Origin of the sequence: Acinetobacter sp. YWS30-1 (assembly GCF_033558715.1) — a bacterium.
In the GTDB taxonomy this organism is placed as follows: Bacteria; Pseudomonadota; Gammaproteobacteria; order Pseudomonadales; family Moraxellaceae; genus Acinetobacter.
The window spans coordinates 1,801,816-1,820,012 of the sequence record NZ_CP114606.1 but is presented as its reverse complement, the minus strand read 5'-3'; the positions used below and the strand labels follow the sequence as shown (position 1 = coordinate 1,820,012).

General features: G+C 43.0%; 17 protein-coding genes. 8 read left to right on the top strand and 9 right to left on the bottom strand.

Annotated features, from left to right (window positions below):
- Positions 1-16: 16 nt before the first annotated feature.
- Positions 17-1,177 (bottom strand): hypothetical protein, encoded by a 1,161-nt coding sequence (locus O4M77_RS08535; RefSeq protein ID WP_180053403.1) that lies wholly within the window; start codon positions 1,175-1,177, stop codon positions 17-19.
- A gap of 168 nt (positions 1,178-1,345) precedes the next feature.
- Positions 1,346-1,603, bottom strand: coding sequence for a hypothetical protein (locus O4M77_RS08530; RefSeq protein ID WP_004783954.1), 258 nt, complete (start codon positions 1,601-1,603; stop codon positions 1,346-1,348).
- 680 nt (positions 1,604-2,283) lie between these two features.
- Between O4M77_RS08530 and pepN the strand changes: the two genes are divergently transcribed.
- Both pepN and O4M77_RS08520 read left to right on the top strand, forming a co-directional pair.
- Positions 2,284-4,893, top strand: a complete 2,610-nt coding sequence (pepN, locus tag O4M77_RS08525; RefSeq protein ID WP_323713338.1) for an aminopeptidase N — start codon at positions 2,284-2,286, stop codon at positions 4,891-4,893.
- Between the two features lie 209 nt (positions 4,894-5,102).
- Positions 5,103-5,312 (top strand): hypothetical protein, encoded by a 210-nt coding sequence (locus O4M77_RS08520; RefSeq protein ID WP_323713337.1) that lies wholly within the window; start codon positions 5,103-5,105, stop codon positions 5,310-5,312.
- A 36-nt stretch (positions 5,313-5,348) separates the two neighbouring features.
- Here O4M77_RS08520 and O4M77_RS08515 read toward each other — a convergent pair whose 3' ends face one another.
- Positions 5,349-5,795 (bottom strand): universal stress protein, encoded by a 447-nt coding sequence (locus O4M77_RS08515; RefSeq protein WP_104425970.1) that lies wholly within the window; start codon positions 5,793-5,795, stop codon positions 5,349-5,351.
- Between the two features lie 125 nt (positions 5,796-5,920).
- A complete protein-coding gene (locus tag O4M77_RS08510; protein WP_125279008.1) occupies positions 5,921-6,364 on the bottom strand; it encodes a universal stress protein in 444 nt (147 codons plus the stop codon).
- A gap of 275 nt (positions 6,365-6,639) precedes the next feature.
- On the opposite strand from O4M77_RS08510, the gene O4M77_RS08505 reads away from it, so the two are divergent.
- Together O4M77_RS08505 and O4M77_RS08500 are read left to right on the top strand one after the other, a co-directional pair.
- A complete protein-coding gene (locus tag O4M77_RS08505) occupies positions 6,640-7,644 on the top strand; it encodes an alpha/beta hydrolase (RefSeq protein ID WP_323713336.1) in 1,005 nt (334 codons plus the stop codon).
- A gap of 66 nt (positions 7,645-7,710) precedes the next feature.
- Positions 7,711-8,055 carry an SMR family transporter gene (locus tag O4M77_RS08500; protein WP_323713335.1) on the top strand — a complete coding sequence of 115 codons (345 nt, stop codon included), beginning with the start codon at positions 7,711-7,713 and terminating at the stop codon, positions 8,053-8,055.
- 17 nt (positions 8,056-8,072) lie between these two features.
- Here the strand turns inward: O4M77_RS08500 and O4M77_RS08495 are convergent, their stop codons facing one another.
- The 4 genes from O4M77_RS08495 to O4M77_RS08480 form a co-directional block, all read right to left on the bottom strand.
- Positions 8,073-9,248: a benzoate/H(+) symporter BenE family transporter gene (locus tag O4M77_RS08495; RefSeq protein ID WP_180017639.1), complete on the bottom strand. Its 1,176-nt coding sequence runs from the start codon at positions 9,246-9,248 to the stop codon at positions 8,073-8,075.
- Positions 9,249-9,358: 110 nt separating this feature from the next.
- Positions 9,359-10,018: a leucine efflux protein LeuE gene (gene leuE / locus O4M77_RS08490; RefSeq protein WP_179992453.1), complete on the bottom strand. Its 660-nt coding sequence runs from the start codon at positions 10,016-10,018 to the stop codon at positions 9,359-9,361.
- A gap of 82 nt (positions 10,019-10,100) precedes the next feature.
- Positions 10,101-11,072, bottom strand: a complete 972-nt coding sequence (gene tal / locus O4M77_RS08485) for a transaldolase (protein ID WP_180130640.1) — start codon at positions 11,070-11,072, stop codon at positions 10,101-10,103.
- A gap of 89 nt (positions 11,073-11,161) precedes the next feature.
- Positions 11,162-12,052 carry a LysR family transcriptional regulator gene (locus O4M77_RS08480; RefSeq protein ID WP_323713334.1) on the bottom strand — a complete coding sequence of 297 codons (891 nt, stop codon included), beginning with the start codon at positions 12,050-12,052 and terminating at the stop codon, positions 11,162-11,164.
- Between the two features lie 94 nt (positions 12,053-12,146).
- Between O4M77_RS08480 and aceI the strand changes: the two genes are divergently transcribed.
- Positions 12,147-12,578, top strand: a complete 432-nt coding sequence (gene aceI, locus O4M77_RS08475) for a chlorhexidine efflux PACE transporter AceI (protein ID WP_180139670.1) — start codon at positions 12,147-12,149, stop codon at positions 12,576-12,578.
- A gap of 97 nt (positions 12,579-12,675) precedes the next feature.
- Here the strand turns inward: aceI and O4M77_RS08470 are convergent, their stop codons facing one another.
- On the bottom strand, positions 12,676-14,193 hold the full coding sequence (locus tag O4M77_RS08470; RefSeq protein WP_323713333.1) for an acetyl-CoA C-acetyltransferase: 1,518 nt from the start codon (positions 14,191-14,193) through the stop codon (positions 12,676-12,678).
- Positions 14,194-14,433: 240 nt separating this feature from the next.
- On the opposite strand from O4M77_RS08470, the gene O4M77_RS08465 reads away from it, so the two are divergent.
- The 3 genes from O4M77_RS08465 (at position 14,434) to O4M77_RS08455 (ending at position 18,188) form a co-directional block, all read left to right on the top strand.
- Positions 14,434-15,825, top strand: a complete 1,392-nt coding sequence (locus O4M77_RS08465; RefSeq protein WP_004783922.1) for a 3-oxoacyl-ACP reductase — start codon at positions 14,434-14,436, stop codon at positions 15,823-15,825.
- 186 nt (positions 15,826-16,011) lie between these two features.
- Positions 16,012-16,866, top strand: coding sequence for a MaoC family dehydratase (locus O4M77_RS08460; RefSeq protein WP_125279001.1), 855 nt, complete (start codon positions 16,012-16,014; stop codon positions 16,864-16,866).
- A 59-nt stretch (positions 16,867-16,925) separates the two neighbouring features.
- Positions 16,926-18,188, top strand: a complete 1,263-nt coding sequence (locus tag O4M77_RS08455) for a serine hydrolase domain-containing protein (protein ID WP_323713332.1) — start codon at positions 16,926-16,928, stop codon at positions 18,186-18,188.
- Positions 18,189-18,197: the final 9 nt, after the last annotated feature.

Sequence of the window (18,197 nt, the reverse complement as noted above, 5' to 3'; positions counted from 1 at the left end):
TAGGGCTGCTAAATGCTTAGCGGGTAAAATAATGGTCTTGATGTTTGCAGTTACGGCATAACAGGCTGACATAATCGCTAGCATCATATTCAACAGTAAGCTCTTGTGAGCCGCAATGCATACAGCGTTTTTGTGAATAAAATTTCAGGCGTGGTTCAATCTTCTGCCATGAACGCCAGATCGGCTGGAAGAAAATATTTTCATCATAACCCAGGAAACGAAAAAACAGGATGCTGCTCATTTTGCTCAAAGGCAATTGTGGTGGACGAGGCAGAATAGAGGTTTCCCATTTTTCATTCACTGAACGTTCCCGATACTGCTGTAGGGTCTTTTTCAGTAAATTGGTATTAATGAAATTTTCATTTCGTGGTTTTAAAGCTTTCTGCTGATACAGATATTCGAGGGCCGATTGCACCAGATAATAAATCTGTCCCACAGCCAAAACATCGAGCAGGCGATAGCAGAAAGCCTGAAAACTTTGATTGCCCGCAATCTGGATACCCCAGCTACGGCAATAGAACTGAGCGAATTGAATGACTTCCTGATACAGCAGACAATACAGTGCATCTTTGACTTCATCCGCACTTTTAAAAGGTACGCCTTTGCTCAGATTTTCATAGAACCAGTAACGCAATTGCTGGGTAATACTAAACAGGCTTGGCTCAGAATAGCCATCCAGACGTACATTAATATAGTACTGCTGATTCTCTTGTTGAATATCTCTAGGAACTAGAATCTGGTCTTTCAGCAGATTTTTGACCAGACCATGCTGATACAGGTAATTCGGGCTGATGGAATAATATTTAATGGCATGCCAGTCAATATATTCCTGATGCTGGCTATGTTCCTGAACCTGTTCATCCAGAATCGAGAGCAGAAACAGTTTATTAATAAAGCTGAGCTGATTGAGCTCATATTCATGCCGATCCTGTTTTTTATGAAATTTCCGGTTTTCCTGTAAACGAACTTCTTTCAGCATACGTTTACGCTGAGCCAGACACTGATCGCAATAACAGTTATGTTTCTGGTCGGTATAGAGCTGATGCTGGCAGTGGCTGCATTCATGATAAGTAATGTCCTGATCATACTGTTCTGCCTCGATCCAGTACATGGAGGCCTTACATAACGGGCACTGCGTACTTTCATCAAGCTGTTTTTGCAGAACGTTGAATACCATGATTGCGCACAACTCCAGAATAAAGAGAAACTGCGATTATACACAGCTCATCAAAGTCACGCGTCATTTGAGAATATTTTTAATGCTGCAGATTTCAGGACAGGATAGCCTTTAAACGAACAGAGCTACCGAAGTAGCCCTGTATTCAAGAAAACTGGATCATCGTTTTTAAACGGGGCAGGGTAATGTTTCGTCTTCCTCTCCCTGATGTTTCGCTTGAATCAACGCCTGCACTTTTTTGGATGGAACCTTTTTGGCACCGAGTGCATCATAAGTATTCAGAATCGCACTGACCTCATGCGCTTGTAGCTGAACGCCTTCAGAACTCATAAACAGGGCAATGACTTTATGATCAATATTGGCCTGATCCAGAACCTGAAGTGTTTTAAGATTTTCAATCCGTACCACATGCTGTTTTAAATACATAGCTCACCTCAATTTCTTTGTTGTCGTTATTTTTGGAGTCTTTGCGCTTGGAGAAAACACACTTAGACTGTAGCAAAAACTATGCTCATTTTTTAATCAATATTTCGGAATTGCTATTAATCATAAATTATATATTTTTAAATCAAGCACATAAGAAAATGTAAAAAAATATGATATTAGCCGAAAACTTGGCACATATCTTTCTTTGAATCCTGCCATTGCTGTTGGGTGATGCAAAATGCATTCAAACTGGTGCATGTCATTTGTGCATTTAAAATGAAATTTGGAACGCAGATTAACCAGAACTTAATCTTTTAGAAGTCAGGTTTTGCAGCGCCCAGCATCTAAATTGGATAAGGTTGTTCTGAACTCAGGCAGTAATTTTTCATATTGGAATAATACTTTGCATGTGCAGGAATCATGCATAGAGGAATCATACAGTGCAGATGAAAGCTTTTTTTATTCTATCTTTAAGTTGTTTTACAGAGGGGGATTTTAGATATCGGGCAAATATAAGGCGATTATCGTATATTTTGATGTAGCTCAATTGAAAAGATCAGTAATTATTCCCATATACAATACAAATGAAACGCACAGACAGGTTCAAGATCAAGGCGTATGATCAATGCATTGACAATCTTTTGCCTTAGAAGCTGTGCAATAAAGGATCAGGACATTATATGAATATCGCGGCGAATCCGGTGATCGAAGCAGATCAAACCATTTATTTAAAAGACTATCAAAAACCTTCTTTTGTTGTAGATTCAATCGACCTGAATATTCAAGTCTATGACGATCATACGCTGGTCAGCAGCAAACTGGAGATGCAGCGTCAAACAGCAGGTGATCTGGTATTGCTTGGTCGTGACCTGGAACTGCAATCAATCCAGTTAAATGGTCAGCCACTAAATGCATCAGATTATATTCTGGATGCTGAGCAACTGGTGATTAGCAATGCTCCAGATCAGGCGACCATTGAAACAGTCGTCAAGATTCATCCAGAAACTAATACCATGCTGGAAGGTCTGTATCAGGCCAGTTCGGATCTATTCGTCACTCAGAACGAACCGGAAGGTTTCCGTAAAATCACGTTCTATCCAGACCGCCCAGATGTATTGTCTGTATTTACTACTCGTGTTGAAGCCGACAAAAAGTATCCGGTTCTACTGGCTAACGGTAACCTGATCGAAACTGGTGAAGTGGATGAAAACCGTCACTATGCACTATGGCAAGACCCGACCAAGAAACCAAGCTATTTATTTGCCTGCGTGATTGGTGATCTGGCAGTGATGAAAGATCGCTATACCACATCAGAGGGTCGTGATGTCGCACTGGAAATCTATGCCGAAGAAAAAGACATTCCAAAATGCAAAATCGCGATGGAAGCCTTAAAGCATTCCATGCGTTGGGATGAAGAACATTATGGCCTGCCATATGACCTTGATAATTACATGATCGTAGCAACCAGCGCATTTAACATGGGTGCGATGGAAAATAAAGGCTTGAATATCTTCAATACCTCATGCGTATTGGCTGATGAAGAATATACAACTGATGCTGCCATCATGCGTGTACAGTCCGTGATTGCCCATGAATATTTCCATAACTGGACGGGTAACCGGATTACTTGTCGTGACTGGTTCCAGCTGTGTCTGAAAGAAGGTTTGACTGTATTCCGTGATCAGTCTTTCTCTGAAGATTTGCAGTCTGCTGCGGTACAACGTATTGATGATGTTGCAGTCCTGAAAGCGCATCAGTTCCCGGAAGATTCTGGCCCTTTATCGCATCCACCGCGTCCGGATCATTTTGTAGAAATTAATAACTTCTATACGGCGACCGTGTATGAAAAAGGTGCGGAAATTAACCGTATGATGGCGACTTTACTCGGTAAAGAAAAATTCCGTCAGGGTACAGATGAATATTTCCGCCGTCATGATGGTCAGGCCGTAACCGTTGAAGACTGGGTAGCTGCATTGACCGCTGGTTCAGGTGTGGATCTATCAAACTTCCTGACCTGGTATAACCAGCCAGGTACGCCGAAACTGGTCGCAAAAGGTGAGTATGATGCAGATGCACAAACTTATCGTCTTAGCTTTAAGCAAAGCCTGAAAGCTCATCCGAAATATCCGAATCTGAAAGCTGTTCCGATTCCAGTGGCTTTGGCCTTGTTTGATGCGAATACCGGTGAGCAGCTGAGCCTGAACTCTGATGCCTTATTTGAAAATGGCGTCAAAGATGGGGTATATCTGTTTGATCAAGATGAAGCGACCATCGAGTTTAGCGGTATAACCAGCAAGCCGATTGTTTCTTTACTGCGTAACTTCTCTGCACCCGTTGATCTTCATTTTGATTACTCTGAACAAGAACTGGCGTTCCTGTTGCAATATGAAACCAATGGTTTTAACCAGTGGCAAGCGACCCAGACTTTATTAGAACGCATTCTGCTGGATGATCAGCCTTCTGAAATCTATATCGAGGCAATGCTGAATACCTTACCTGATCTGATTCAAAAAGATCCGCTATTGGCTTCACGCTTATTTGATGTACCGGCAGAAGGTTACCTGGGTAGCCGGATTGATACAGACTACAATCCGGCCATGATCCAAGAAAAACGTGATGCCTTGCTGCATAAATTGGCACGTGCTTTTGGAGCAACAGCTAAAGAAATCTATCTGGGTCTGGATCCTGAATTGCAGTCAGATTTCTCTCAGGCGATGGGTGTGCGTGCACTGAAAAATATCATGCTAATGCTGATTGCACGTCAAGGTGATGAAAGTGCATTTGAACTGGCAGAGCAGCAATACCAAAACACAGGCAATATGTCTGAACGTTTGGGTGCCTTGCGTGTATTGGTATGGAATGATGCGCCTCAAGCCAAAGCATTCCTGGATGATTTCTATAACCGCTTTAAAGATGAAGCACTGGCACTGGATCAATGGTTCATGCTGCAAGCAGCTCATCCAAAAGCGACTGCAGAAACAATTAAAGCACTCACTGAGCATGCGGATTATGACTTGAAAGTGCCAAACCGTATCCGTGCGGTGAGTGGCGGTTTGAATGCCAATCCGGTCAATACCTGGAGCTTTGGTGTGCAGCATTATATCGAGCTGGCGAAATATCTGGATCAGAAAAACCCGATTGTCGGTTCACGTCTACTTCAGGTGCTTTCACGCTGGTATACCCTGATTGAACCACAACGCAGTGAAGTCAAAGCACAACTTGAAGCTTTAAAACCACAGGTGAAATCGAAAAATGTCTCAGAGACATTGAACAGCATGTTAAGCGTATAAGATCGTTATGTAAAAAGCCGGATCAACTGATCCGGCTTTTTATTATTGACTTATTTTAAATGGTGAATTTAAGCGCATTTAAAATACTATAATGTGAAATCAGTCACATAAAAGGTTTACAGTAAGAGGCTAGACAGGAAAGTAAAACTATACTTTTCTATTAAACATGAAGAAATCTTCAAATTGATATACTAGAGGTCTTATTCAAGATGTTAGTGAAAATCGAAGATGGTTTTTATTTAAATACTCGGCATATTATTGCGGTTCATGTCAGCAGAAATGCTGCGACTGGTCTGTTTGAAATCTTCCTTCAATATACACCGCATTCTATTCAGCAAGCTGGAGAATACAAAAAAGTATTTAATAGCCAGCTGGATGCTGAACTCTTCCTGAACGAACTGAATCAAAAAGTTCGCTAAAAAAAGCCTGCATCGCAGGCTTTTTTGTTGTCTGTGTTACGGTCTCACAATCAATACCGGAATCTCGGACTGGGAAAGGACATTCTGTGCCACGCTACCCAGCATCAGTTTTTGCAGACCTTTACGGCCATGTGAGCCCATGATAATCAGATCGGTCGGAACTTCCTGCGCTGCCTGAAGAATTCCTTCAGAAGGTGCCATACCATGAATGATCTTGGTCGTGACTTGTGTACCATCATGCACAAAATTTGCCTTAATCTCATTTAAAAGATCCAGTGCATGTTGTTCTGCTTGCATGAAATAGTCAGTGACGGCGGGAGCAACCTTATAAAAGTCCACGCCTTTAAATGGGTCTACAGCAATAATACTGACCAATGTCACCTTACTATTAAAAGCTTTGGCCAGCTCACGGGCATGTTCAGCTGCAGCATAGGACATCGAGGATTCATCGAGTGCGACAAGAATATGTTCATAGTTTTGCATGGTGCTTCCTCATTTTTAGAATATGCAGTGAAATGATCATTTAGAAAATGGAGGTTTACTGTAGAAGGGTTCAGACAGAAACACTGCCTGAAAAAATTGCGCACCTTGAAGATGCGCAAATCAGATTATTTTTTAACGATTAACACCGGAATTTGACTGGCGCCAAGAACATCCTGTGCAAAGCTGCCCAGAATCATTTTCTGGAAGCCTTTACGGCCGTGTGAACCCATGACGATTAGATCAGCCTGGGTTTCCTCTGCAGTCTCAGCAATATGTTCGGCATTCACCAGGCCAGTCACAATGCGGGAATCTGCTTCTATACCTTCACTGCCTGCAATTGCAGTGGCTTCTTTTAGGGCATTTTTTGCATTGGCATGAGCCTGAGCAAAATACTCTTTCATAATCGTTGAACTGTAGTAGAAGTCAGCTTCAGTAAAAGGGTCTTCTGCAATCAGGCTAATCAGGGAAAGTTTACTGCCAAATGCCTTGGCAATTTTGGCTGCATGTCGAACTGCAGAAAAGGAAATATCTGAACCGTCTACTGGGACTAAAATATGTTGGTAAGCCATGATTTTTCTCCGTATGTTGTGTGTTTTTTACGCTCTGATTTATTGATAGCACAATGCACCCATGGGTGCAATTGCAAAAAGCTGAAAAATGGCAAAAAATCTTTAAATTACAGGTATTTTCACATAAATGCAGAGATTTGATGAAAGAAAAAACAGAGCAAAAAACTAGGGATTCAGGTTTTATTGATCAAAAATAACAGGATAAATGACGCTGTTTTTTTGAAGATGGTTTAAACTGCCTAGGCTTATTTTTGGGCTGATCGAGGGGGAAGGTTTTGAGGTTTTTTGCCATTCATTTATTGCTGCTCTGTTCAATTATTCTGGCAGGCTGTCAAAATACTGTACAGAACAGCCGGGTCATTGCCGGTGCTTTTAATTTGACCACAGGGATGCAGCAAAAGGTGATGGATCGCTATGCACCAGGTTCGGTCATCGTGCATCAGAATATGGTCTATGAACCGCAGCAAAAACTATCTCTGGATCTGTATCAACCACAAAATATCGAAAGTATTGGCCCCCAACCAACTATTGTGTGGATTCATGGTGGTGGCTGGATTTCCGGTTCTAAAGAGCATGCCCGAGGTTATTTTAAACTTCTAGCCGCGCAAGGTTATAACGTGGTATCGGTCCAATATCAGTTTGCACCTCAAGCCATTTATCCAAGCCAGTTACATCAGATTGATCAGGCCTTGGAGTTTATTACTCAACATGCAGCCGAATACCAGATTGATGCCGAAAATTTATATCTGGCCGGAGATTCTGCCGGGGCGAATATGGCCAGCCACTATGCTGCACTTTTAACAAATCCCGCCTTTGCCAAACAATCTAATTTTCAGCCTTATCTGCAACCATCCCAGCTTAAAGGTCTGATTCTGCACTGCGGTATTTATGACCTGGAGTCATTTGCCAGTACCGCACCTGATGAAATGAAGATCGTAGAGTGGGGAGTATATAGCCTGATTCAGGCCTATACAGGGGATCGTAAAAATGATACCGAGTTTCTAAAACGTATTTCTCCAATCCAGTATATTACGCCATCTTATCCGCCAGTATTCATTAGCGGGGGCAACAAGGATTTTCTGACCGACACCCAATCCTTGCCTTTTATCAAAGCTTTAAAAGCGCAGCAGGTTCCAGTAATAGAAGTTTTTTATCCCGAATCTAAAGCTTGGCTGATTCATGAATATCAGTTCTTTATGGGCAAGAAAGAAAGTCAGCAGACTTTTATCAAGACGCTGGATTTTTTGCATCAGCTTTCGCCCCTCAACATACAGTTATAAATAATTTATTTCTTAAGACATAACTAAGCTTTGGTTTAGGAAAGACAGATTTGGAGAATGAAAAAAATGAACCCTGCGACTTGGGCATATCTCTTATTGGGTTTGGCTATAATTGCTGAAGTCACTGGCTCTACATTTCTGGTGAAATCTGAAGGCTTTACCCGTTTGTGGCCTTCTTTAGCGGTGGTTGTTTTATTCTGTATCGCCTTTTATTTGCTGTCTCAGGTGATTAAGGTAATTCCTTTAGGCATTGCTTATGCGATTTGGGCCGGTGTAGGGATCATTCTCACAGCCATTGTCGGTTATATTGTATTTAAGCAGGCGCTGGATCTTCCTGCTTTTATTGGTATTGCCCTGATTATTTCCGGTGTAGTGGTCATTAATCTGTTTTCTCAAACGACAGGACATTAAAAGAGATAGATATAAGTCTAAGCCAGCTGAGGTTTAAGCCTAAATAGTAAATAAACCATCAAACCAAGCAGTAGGCCCCAGAAAGCTGAACCTATTCCAAAAAACTGGATATTGGATGCACTGAACAGAAAGGTCATCAGTGCGGCTTCCCGGTCATGACTGTCCTGAAAAGCCAGTGCGATGTTATGGCCAATGGTGCCAAACAGGGCAATGCCAGCCAGAACTGTAATCAGAATACCTGGAAAAGCCATCAATAAGCTGGTCAGGGTCGCAGCGAAGAAACCCATCAGGATATAAAACAGACCACAGCTCATACCCGCGATATAACGTTTAGCCGGATCAGGATGTGCCTGTGCATCCAGACTGACTGCTGCGCTAATCGCGGCAAGATTAACACTGAAACAGCCAAAGGGAGCGAGTAGTGCTTGAGTGAGGCCCGTCCAGCCTAAAATCGGATTCACCTTGGGTGGATAGCCATAACTTTTAATTACAGCCAGGCCTGGTAAATATTGCGATGCCAGATTAATCACCATCAGCGGAAGAGCTAGTCCTAAAATAGCTTGCAGGCTAAATTCTGGCGTGGTCCATACAGGCTGAGCGATACTCCAGTTCAAATGGGGAAGTGTAAAATCGATAAAGAACGGACAGAGTACAATTGCAAGCAGTACGGTAATGACAATGCTATAACGGGTACTGAGCTTTTTAGAAATGAGATAAATGGCCAGTACGGTAAGTACAAAGCCCCAGGATTGTTGCAGGCTGCCAAATACTGAAATACCAAATTTCAGCAAGACACCAGCCAGCATGGCACTGGTCAGACTTTGCGGAATAAACTGAAAAATCCGGTCAAATATTCCGAAAAATCCCAGACAGGCAATCAGGATACCGCAAATCAGAAAAGCGCCAATCGCTTCGGCCAGACTGTAATGGCCTGCGGAGGCAATAATTAACGCCAGACCGGCTGTCGACCAGGCGGTGGAAATCGGATAACGATATTTCCAGGAAAGCAGAAAGCCGGAAACCCCAATACCTATGCCGAGTGCCCATAACCAGGAACTGATTTGCGCTGCATTTGCACCCAGGCTTTGGGCTGCTTCAATGACCAGTACGGCGGATACGCTGATCCCAATCATGCAGGTAATAAAACCCGCCATGATGGCAGGAAAGGAGAGATCTTGTAAAAGTTTAGGCATCATCCATGACACTATTTTTAAATGCGTTTAAATCATACGCTTTTCATATATAAACACAATGTTTTTAACAATTTTAGAAAGAGCTGCTCTTGCCAGAAAGCTACTAATTTTTAGAAGGTTGAAGTCGCCAGTTTGATTCCGAACCCGCAGAACAGAATTCCTACTGAAGCAACTCCGCCAGCGGTCAATTTATAATTTTGGTTGAAATAGCTCGCGAGTTTGACCCCGGAAAAGATCAGGATTGAAAGGTAGGTCATGCTGATCAGTTGCAGGATTAAAGCCAAGAGTGCAAAAGTCAGTGCCGGATAAGGGTAAACAGGATCAACAAACTGCACGAAAAAAGACAGGTAGAACAGAATCGCTTTAGGATTTAAAACACTGATTGTTAATGCTGTACGGAAGGGCTGAATCGACCCGACAGTTTCAGGAGTAGTCTTTTTAATCTGAACACGTTGTGACGACTGTTTCGGAAAGAAAGTCTGATAGGCGGCAATGATCAGTTTGATACCAAGATAACTGAGATAAACAGCACCAATAATTTTCAGGGCAATAAACAGCACGGGAAACGCATGAAGTAGAGAGGCTGCGCCTAACGCCGTACATAGGATCAGAATCAAGTCACCGGTATAAACCCCTAAGGCACCCATATAACCGGTCTTGATGCCAAAACGAGAGGCAATTGACATGACATAGAGGGAATTCGGCCCCGGCAGTAACACAATTAACGTTGTCCCAATAATAAAGGTCGTTAGATCTGTGATACCAAACACGAAGAACTCGCAAAAATGAAAAAAGCCGATGTGGCATTATAGCAACATCGGCCTGGAGAAATTCTATAAATTCGCTGTGAATTTAGGTGGTGCTCAAAAAACTTTCCTTTAATAAAGCCGCCAGTTGCTCACGTGCCTTGATAAAGCCATCGATACCACCTTGCAGTAATTCACTGGCCATCTGGTCCTGTTTCAGTTGTGCATCAAAATCGGCATGACTGATTGGATTCAGTTCACCTTGAGATTGAATATCTTTGGCTGAAAGCTGAGCCTGAACTTCACGCTGATCATTTTCAAGTTGTTCCAGCAAGTTTGGTGCAACAGTCAGTAGATCACAACCGCTGAGGCCCAAAACCTGCTCAATACTACGGAAGCTTGCACCCATGATTTCAGTTTTAATCCCATGCGCTTTATAGAATTCATAAATGCGCTTCACTGAGAGTACGCCCGGATCTTTTTCAATTGGATACGACTCAACACCTTCCGCTTTTTTGTACCAGTCTAGAATGCGGCCGACAAAAGGCGAGATTAAAGTCACTTTGGCATCAGCACAGGCATGGGCCTGATGCTGGCCAAATAATAAGGTCAGGTTGGTATGGATACCTTCTTCTTCCAGTGCTTTCGCTGCCTGAATGCCTTCCCAGGTTGATGCGATCTTAATCAGGATGCGGTCAGAATTAATTCCATATTGATCATACAGCGCGAGTAATTCTTTAGCCTTGGCGATGGTCGCTTCAGTATCAAAAGACAGGGAAGCATCCACCTCAGTCGAAACACGACCTTCAATCAGTTTTAAAATTTCAACACCGAATTTGACGGTCAAAATATCAATCGTGCGTTCAATCAGGGCATTATTCACATAGCTTTCTTGCTGGGCTTGTTGAAAAGCAGCTTCAATCAATGCCTGATTTTCAGGTTGTTTCGCTGCTGCAGTAATCAGAGATGGATTTGTAGTTGCATCCAGAGGGCGAAATTTCTCAATTGCGCTTAAATCACTGCTATCTGCCACAATAGTCGTCAAGTTTTTTAATTGGTTTAGTGCAGTTAATGTCATTACGATCTAGTTCTATGGTTATTGCTTATGCATTCTTATATATCATAAATCATCCTCTTACCAAGTAGACTGTCGTTGAATTTCTGTGATTAATGGTCGGTTTTTCGCTGCTGACGCAAGTGATTAATCAAAAAATGAGCAGCTGTACCCAGTCGAGTTTCTCGACTCCAGACCAGATCGACAAAATATTCAAATTTTGGGGTGAAATCGAGCAGATGCAAGATCTGTAGCTGCTCCTGCAAATGTGGCTGTTCATTAATCATTTCTAAGGGAAGCACGCCCCAGCCCAAACCTTGCTGGATCATGCTGCAGGCTGAATGATGATTGTCAGTGCGCCAGTAATTCCGGGAAAAGAGCAGTTCCGGCTTAATGCTACGATCACGACTGGCAACAACAATCTGTCGGTTTTGTAAAATCTGTTCATAGCTGACCTGGTGAAATTGACTTAATGGATGTTGTTTGGCCGCCACAGCGACCAGTACCTCACGTTTTAATTCTATAAACTGTTCCCGGGTTTCCAGCTGTTCTCGTTCAAACATCAGCGCTAACTGCGCTGAACCTTCAAATAGCATGTGATGAGCATCTTCCTGAGGTGCGCTAAAGACATTAACTTGCAGCGCTGGAAATTCCCGTTCCAGCAAAACGATATAATCAGTCCAGCGGGTATGGAGGAGCTCAGACACCACCACAATATTCAGTTCAGATTCAAGACCTGAACTAAGTGCTAGGGCATGTTGCTTCCATTGATTCATTTCAACCAAAAGCTGCTCAGTTTTTTCATACAGTACTTTCGCTTGTGCAGTTGGTTTCGGTTCACGGCCAATGCGTTCAAATAATACCAGATTAAGATCAATTTCCAGATTGGCAATGGACATGCTCACTGCAGAAGGAACTTTACCAAGTTTACGTGCAGCAGCAGAGAAGGAGCCGGTTTCCATAACCAGTTTAAACATTAGCAGCTGTTCTTGATTAATATTCATGAATTCTATCTTTCATTTTTATTGATAGATTCTAACTCGAATAATCAAATTTAAAGAAATAAAATTCTTTTATCTCCTGACTTGATGAACTGAAATGTTAATTTCGAAAAGAAGACTGATTCATGCCACCTTATATGAAGGCATTTTATTGGTGGTAATTGCCATATTACTGAGTACGCTCATGCATATGCCGCTTGAGGTCACAGGCGCTCTCGGAATTGCGATGGCTGTGACTTCAATGTTCTGGAATATGCTGTTTAATCATTATTTTGAAAAGTTTGAAGCCAAACATCGTCTGAAAAGAACCATCAAAGTGCGGATTGCTCATGCGATTGGATTTGAGGGTGGTTTGATGCTGGCGACGATTCCGATGGTAGCTTATGCATTACAGATCGGTCTGGCGCAGGCTTTTCTTCTGGATTTGGCGATGACACTATGTATTCTGGTGTATACCTTTATCTTCCAGTGGTGCTATGACCACCTTGAGGCCAAAATGGGGCTGGAACCAGACTACCGAAAAGCTTAACTTGAGTCTTTACTAGAGTAATCCTCAAATACTTCGCTAATAATATTGCAATAAAAAAACCGCTCATAAAGAGCGGCTTTTTTATATGAGGTTTGGATTATTTTTCAATAATTGCTGTTACGCCTTGACCACCAGCTGCACAGATCGAAACCAGTACACGACCTGAACCTTTCTGGTTAATCAGTTTTGCTGCAGTTGCGATAATACGACCGCCAGTTGCTGCAAACGGGTGACCTGCAGCAAGAGAAGAACCTTTTACGTTCAGCTTGGCACGATCAATTGAACCTAGTGGAGCATCCAGACCTAAACGTTCTTTACAGAATTTTGGATCTTCCCAAGCTTTCAGCGTTGAAAGTACTTGCGATGCAAATGCTTCGTGAATTTCATAGTAGTCAAAATCTTGAAGTTTCAGACCAGCACGTTCCAGCATACGAGGAACTGCATAAGCAGGTGCCATCAACAAGCCTTCTTTCTTCTCTACGAAATCAACTGCAGTAGTTTCCTGGAAAGTCAGGTAAGCCAGTACTTCATGACCATTTGCTTTAGCCCATTCTTCAGAAGCCAATAGCACACAAGATGCACCATCAGTCAGTGGAGTAGAGTTACCCGCTGTCATGGTACGTGCATCGCCTTTACCAAAAGCAGGCTTTAGTTTCGCCAGTTTTTCAACTGAAGAATCTGGACGTAAGTTGTTGTCACGTTCAAGACCCAAGAATGGAGTCACCAGGTCATCAAAGAAACCTTCTTCATAGGCTGCTGCCATTTTCTGGTGTGAAGAAGCAGCCAACTCATCTTGCGCTTCACGGGAAATACCCCATTCCAGTGTAGTAATCGCCTGATGGTCGCCCATAGACAGACCAGTACGTGGCTCACCATTTTTTGGTGCGTCCATCAGGTCTTTCACATTGATTTTAGTCAGTGCTTTTAAACGGTCTTTCGCCGTTTTCGCAATGTTCAGCTCAAGTAATGCTTTACGTAAGCCATCACCGAAAGCGATTGGTGCATCAGAAGTCGTATCTACACCGCCTGCGATCCCCACTTCGATTTGACCTAAAGCAATCTTGTTCGCGACCAGAAATGCCGCTTGAAGGCCAGTACCACATGCTTGCTGAATGTCATAAGCAGGGGTTTCCGGTGCAAGAGCCGTATTTAGTACACATTCACGCGTCATGTTGAAGTCGCGGCTGTGTTTCAGTACAGCACCTGCAACCACTTCACCTAAGCGTTGACCTTGAAGGTTAAAACGTTCAACCAGACCATTCAGGGCTGCTGTGAACATATCAGTATTGGATGCCGTAAAGTAAGCACCGTTAGAACGTGCAAATGGAATGCGGTTACCACCGATAATAGCAACGCGGCGAACTGTATTTTGGCTCATGTTTGGTTCCTGTTGAACAGAAGTCTGTGTTATAGATGCTGAATCTTGTTGGCTTGAAGTCGTTTTTTTGGTACGTGCAGATGTACTGCGTGTACGTGTGGTTTTAGCCGGACTTTTTTCTGCGGCATTGGCTGTATCAGGATTTTTAGTGCTACGCTTGCTACGCGTTGATGGTTTTGACACAGTTTCTGTCGCAGAGTTCTCGACTGCTGGATTATCTTGAGTTGTTTTGCTCATAAGGCTTTACCAGGCAAATAGATCGTCTTCTTGGCGGTTACATTAGCATAGAAGAAGATAGGCTGTATTGACTACAATGACATTACAGACTGCGCTTAGGTCAAGTCATCTGCCTGTTATCTCAAGTATGATTGGGCGGAAACTGGTAGATCTATTGAAATATAAGTGTCTGGCATCATACTGAAGTTTAAGGATAACTTTAGATCAACCAAAAATTAATTTGTATGAGAGATAATAAACATGACTGATCAGTACCAAACTTTTGCAAAATCTCCTATTGGTAAATTTGTCATTAAAAATTTGGGTCTGCCATCCCCAACTTCTTTAGACCGTTTTGAGTCTGCTACACCAGTTGTCAAAGGTGCGGTATTGTTTGGAGCAGCACCGGCAAGTACCTTGACTGGTGCTATTGCTCAGGTTCTGGCAAATATTCATGCCAATAGTTATGCAGGTAACAATGCTGAACTGCAACAGGCTGCTGCATCGGCTGGACTGAATCTGGGCGCGTTTAATCCGGGCGATAAAGAATCAAAATTCAAAGTTGTCATTTTTGATGCTTCAGGAATCGAAAATTCAGAACAGTTAAAATCACTTTATGATTTCTTCAACCCGATTGCGCGTCAAATCCAAAGTTCTGGCCGTGTCGTGATTGTGGGGACTACGCCTGAAACTGCTAAATCAGTCAGTCAGTCAATTGCTCAACGCGCACTGGAAGGTTTTGTAAAATCTGTGGGTAAAGAGTTTAAAAAGGGTATTGCAGCGAACCTGATCTATGTAGATGCCGGTGCTGAAGCAAACCTTGAGTCTGCTTTACGTTTTGCAGTTTCTCCACGTTCTGCCTATGTTTCTGGTCAGGTGATCCGTGTTTCACCTGCTGAAAAAGTGGATGTGGACTGGACTAAACCATTAGCGGGTAAAACTGCTGTAGTGACCGGTGCGAGCCGTGGTATTGGTGAAGCGATTGCTCATGTATTGGCACGTGATGGCGCACATGTTATCTGTCTGGATGTTCCGCAGCAGCAAGCGGACCTTGACCGTGTAGCCGGCGAAATTGGCGGTTCAACTTTAGCCATCGATATTACTGCTGCAGATGCAGGTGAGAAAATCAAAGCAGCAGCAGCTGAGCAAGGCGGTCTGGACATTATTGTGCACAATGCCGGTATTACCCGTGACAAGACTTTGGCCAATATGAAACCTGAGCTATGGGATCTGGTGATTAACATCAACCTGTCTGCCATTGAACGTGTAAATGACTATTTAATCTCCAACGATGGTCTAAATGCTAATGGTCGCATTATCTGTGTATCCTCAATTTCAGGTATTGCAGGTAACCTGGGTCAAACCAACTATGCAGCGTCTAAAGCGGGTGTGATTGGTGTGGTGAAATTTACAGCACCAACCTTAAAAAATGGTATAACCATTAATGCTGTTGCACCGGGCTTTATCGAAACACAAATGACGGCTGCGATTCCATTTGCAATCCGTGAAGCAGGCCGCCGTATGAACTCAATGAGCCAAGGTGGTCTACCTGTAGATGTTGCAGAAACAATTGCCATGTTTGCTTCTACGGCTTCAACAGGTTTAAATGGCAACGTGGTTCGTGTCTGTGGTCAAAGCCTGTTAGGGGCTTAATGGAATCTTTCCCGACCTCTCTTTATAAAAGAGAGGAGAAGTCCCCCTTTTATAAAGGGGGATTAAAATTCTAAAGAGAAAATTCCAAGAATTCTCAAAACCTCTCCAGTGCTTCACTTTCATACAATGATTGAAGTATGCTCAGGAGAGGTCACTTTATAAAGATAATATTTCCAAAGGTTCAGTATGAATACGCGCCATTTTAGTCAACTTCCAAAACCTTATTTAGCCTATCCAAAAGTGATTCAAGGCTTGATTTTTAAAAAGCCGAAAGCTGAAAAAGTTCTACCGCAAGTTGAATATGTGGTGGATTCATTCAAGGTCGATCAGAAACATTTAAAAGCCTATAATGAAGTATGTGGCTTTAAAAATAATGGTTATATTCCAGCTATTTATTTGACCGTATTGTCTCAAAGTCTACAAATGCACATGATGACCTCGGAAGCATTTCCGTTCCCGATTTTAGGACTGGTACATATCCGTAATCAGGTCAAGCAATACCGTAAAGTCGGTGTAAATGAGACTTTAACCTTGTCATGCAAATTTGGTGAATTACAGCCACATGACAAAGGCGTTCAGTTTGATTTTATTACCACAGTCAAAGTGGGCAATGAAGTTGTCGTTGAGGCATTAACTACATATCTTTCACGTCAAAAGACTGATGTTAAAGCGGCTGTTAAACCGGCAGAAAGTAAAGCGCCAGACTATAAGCTAAATACTGAATGGAAAATTTCAGAAAATACCGGCCGCCGTTATGCCATGACTTCAGGTGATTTTAATCTGATTCATATTCATGCTGTTACAGCGAAGGCTTTTGGTTTTAAACAGGCGATTGCACATGGTATGTGGAGCAAAGCCAAAGCGCTGGCTAATCTGTCATTGCCGGATGCGTATGAAGCCGATGTCTGGTTTAAGCTGCCGATGTACTTACCCTCTAAAGTTGAGTTCCTGACTGCTCAAGCAGCGAATGATACAGACTTTCTGATCCGGAACAGCAAAAACCAGAAGCCGCATGTGACCGGCCATGTAAAAGCGATTTAAATCTGAATCAAAAGCCTAAACTCGATTTAGGCTTTTTCATTTTAAGGGATCAAAATTCTATGGATAGAATGATGCAGCCAATTAAAGATTATCTGTTTGCTGATCAGCATAATTATCAGGGCGATGTAGATGCGCGTTTTCGCGACCTTGCTCGTCAGTTTAGCCGCTTACAGGATGCACGTACTGATCAGGGTGGTGCGGCACTTGTTGTATATTTTCAGGGACAAAAAGTTGTCGATATCTATACCGGGAAGAAGTCTGTCACTGAAAACTGGCAGCCCGATACCATGTCACTATGCTATTCCACTGGCAAAGGTGTACTGGCGACATTAGCACACATTCTGGTAAGTAAGGGTTATCTCGACTATGACAGATCAGTTGCAGAATACTGGCCTGAATTTGCACAGAAAGGTAAACGGTCGATTACTTTGGCACATATGCTGAGCCATCAAAGTGGTTTGTTTGATATCCGTAATATCATTGATGATGCCACTGAAATGGCTGACTGGTCACACATGCTGGAGCGGATCGCGGCAGCTGAGCCACGTTTTCAGACCACGACTGATGCCGCTTATCAACCTTTGACTTTTGGCTGGCAGGTGGGGGGAGTACTGGAAAAGGCAACTGTTAAATCATTAGGCCAATTAATGCAGGAATATTTAGTTCAGCCTCTGCAATTAAATGGTGCCTATTTTAGTGTGCCGCTGGATGAACTGCCTCGAGTTGCGCGACCGATCTTTAAAGCAAAATCTGCATCTCAATCTTCTAAAGGCAAAAGAGTAGTTACACGCAAACCCGGTTTAATGGAGCGTGCTCTGGTCTGGAGTGGTCAGAGTCCACAAGATTTTCAGGATGGCATGATTCCTAAAGGCATGAAGAATTTTAGCTTCTTTAGTGATGAGGGATTACAGGCGATTATTCCTTCAGCTAATGGCGTCTTTACTGCAGACAGTCTGGCAAAAATCTATGCGATGTTGGCCAATCACGGTGCTTGGCAAGGCCAGCAGTTGATTTCACCTCCAGTATTCCAGCGACTAAGCCAGGTGCAATATACCCGTCGTGATCGGGTGATGCCTGTGCCAATGCACTGGCGTCTGGGTTATCACCGTATTTTGACATTGGGTAAAGCCTCTACAGGTTTCGGTCATATGGGCTTTAACGGTTCTGGTGCCTGGTGCGATCCGGAACGCAGTTTAAGTTTTGCCTATACCCATAACTTCCCCACAGGTTCATTAACTGGAGATTACCGTCTTTGGGGGCTGACGCAGGAAACTTTGCGCTGTGCTGATGCGGTATTGACAGGAAGAAAAGGCTGGCGCTAACTGAATATC

Bases quoted from the DNA above. Each gene is read 5' to 3' on its own strand.
- O4M77_RS08455 (WP_323713332.1), top strand. From the start codon at position 16,926: ATGGATAGAATGATGCAGCCAATTAAAGATTATCTGTTTGCTGATCAG.
- O4M77_RS08510 (WP_125279008.1), bottom strand. From the start codon at position 6,364: ATGGCTTACCAACATATTTTAGTCCCAGTAGACGGTTCAGATATTTCC.
- O4M77_RS08535 (WP_180053403.1), bottom strand. From the start codon at position 1,177: ATGGTATTCAACGTTCTGCAAAAACAGCTTGATGAAAGTACGCAGTGC.
- O4M77_RS08465 (WP_004783922.1), top strand. From the start codon at position 14,434: ATGACTGATCAGTACCAAACTTTTGCAAAATCTCCTATTGGTAAATTT.
- O4M77_RS08515 (WP_104425970.1), bottom strand. From the start codon at position 5,795: ATGCAAAACTATGAACATATTCTTGTCGCACTCGATGAATCCTCGATG.
- O4M77_RS08495 (WP_180017639.1), bottom strand. From the start codon at position 9,248: ATGCCTAAACTTTTACAAGATCTCTCCTTTCCTGCCATCATGGCGGGT.
- O4M77_RS08520 (WP_323713337.1), top strand. From the start codon at position 5,103: ATGTTAGTGAAAATCGAAGATGGTTTTTATTTAAATACTCGGCATATT.
- tal (WP_180130640.1), bottom strand. From the start codon at position 11,072: ATGACATTAACTGCACTAAACCAATTAAAAAACTTGACGACTATTGTG.
- O4M77_RS08500 (WP_323713335.1), top strand. From the start codon at position 7,711: ATGAACCCTGCGACTTGGGCATATCTCTTATTGGGTTTGGCTATAATT.
- pepN (WP_323713338.1), top strand. From the start codon at position 2,284: ATGAATATCGCGGCGAATCCGGTGATCGAAGCAGATCAAACCATTTAT.
- O4M77_RS08480 (WP_323713334.1), bottom strand. From the start codon at position 12,052: ATGAATATTAATCAAGAACAGCTGCTAATGTTTAAACTGGTTATGGAA.
- O4M77_RS08530 (WP_004783954.1), bottom strand. From the start codon at position 1,603: ATGTATTTAAAACAGCATGTGGTACGGATTGAAAATCTTAAAACACTT.
- O4M77_RS08460 (WP_125279001.1), top strand. From the start codon at position 16,012: ATGAATACGCGCCATTTTAGTCAACTTCCAAAACCTTATTTAGCCTAT.
- O4M77_RS08470 (WP_323713333.1), bottom strand. From the start codon at position 14,193: ATGAGCAAAACAACTCAAGATAATCCAGCAGTCGAGAACTCTGCGACA.
- aceI (WP_180139670.1), top strand. From the start codon at position 12,147: ATGTTAATTTCGAAAAGAAGACTGATTCATGCCACCTTATATGAAGGC.